Below are 1,310 nucleotides of genomic sequence, written 5' to 3'. Positions count from 1 at the left end.
TGCCCTTCCCCCAATAAAATAGACACACCAAACTCGTTATATCTCGTTTTTTCATAAGATAGCTAGTTATTTTACTTTTAAGCTGCAGTTACTTTGTTACTGGCTCTATTATAAAACTCTTCTGGAGTTAAATAACCATTAGAGGCATGGATTCTTTGCCTATTATAAAATATCTCAATATACTCAAATACAGCTGCTCTAGCCTCCTCACGAGTTTTAAAGTGCTTTCCATAAAGCCATTCGCACTTAAGTTTGCCCCAAAAGGACTCCATAGGAGCATTATCCCAGCAGTTACCCTTACGGGACATACTACAGATAAAACTATACTTTTTTATGAGATTTTGGTAATCATAGGAACAATATTGAGAACCTCTATCTGAGTGCAAAATAACGCCGCTAGGCTTTCCAGCACGTTGATAAGCATCATTTAAAGCATTAATTACTAGTTCTTTAGTCATTCTTTCACTCATAGATAACCCAACAATCTTTTGTCCACATAAGTCCATAATTCCAGCTATGTATAGCCATCCTTCATCTGTCCACAGGTATGTTATATCACTAACCATTTTTTCATTAGGCTTATCCACAGAAAAGTCACGGTTAAGGATATTTTCAGCTACTGGAAGTTTATGATTAGAATTAGTAGTTGCCTTAAACTTCTTAGAAACTCTTGATCTTATGCCATTCTCACTCATTATACGTTCGACCCTCTTATGGTTAATTGGATTGCTGGATTCTTTATTTATAATTTGGGTAATCTTAATAGACCCAAAAACTTTGCCACTTTTATCGTGGATATTTTGGATTTTACTTAATAGTTTCTTATTTTCTCTTGATCTTTTACTCTCAGGTCTTTTATCCCAAGCATAGTAACTTGCTCTTGATATTCCAAGTACTGTGCATAACTTCGCTACCCTGTATTTGTGACGATTAGCCTTGATAAACTTAAATCTTTTTACTTTAGATTCTTGGCGAAGTAGGCTGCCGCCTTTTTTAATATTTCATTTTCTTCTCTAAGTTCTCGCAGTTCTTTCTCTAGTTTTCTTAGTTTCTCGTCCTCTGGACTTAGATTTCCGCTACCTGGAAAAGGAGCTGCAGGTGACTGCTTATATTTTTTTACCCATCCTTGTAGTGTTGTAGGCTTTACTCCTAAATCGGCTGCTACCTTTGTAACTGATTCATTAGTTTTCTCTATTCTTTTTACTGCTTCTAGTTTAAATTCTGCACTATAATGGTTATTCACTAAAATCATTCCCTTCACGTTTAGTATAACACGAGTTCCTCGTGTCTACCAAAGTGGGTAAGGGTCA

General features: G+C 35.7%; 1 protein-coding gene. It reads right to left on the bottom strand.

Annotation, left to right across the window (positions count from 1 at the left end; translation table 11 throughout):
* Positions 1-77: 77 nt before the first annotated feature.
* Positions 78-1,252, bottom strand: a protein-coding gene (locus J2Z44_RS21370; protein WP_378109524.1) for an IS3 family transposase whose coding sequence is annotated in 2 segments (ribosomal slippage) — positions 78-985 and positions 985-1,252 — 1,176 coding nt in all. Because the reading frame shifts where the segments join, the coding sequence is not laid out codon by codon here.
* Positions 1,253-1,310 lie beyond the last annotated feature (58 nt).

Origin of the sequence: Clostridium punense (genome assembly GCF_017874425.1) — a bacterium.
Lineage (GTDB): Bacteria > Bacillota > Clostridia > Clostridiales > Clostridiaceae > Clostridium_J > Clostridium_J punense.
The sequence above is the reverse complement of the archived record's forward strand: the minus strand, read 5'-3'. Positions and strand labels throughout refer to the sequence as shown.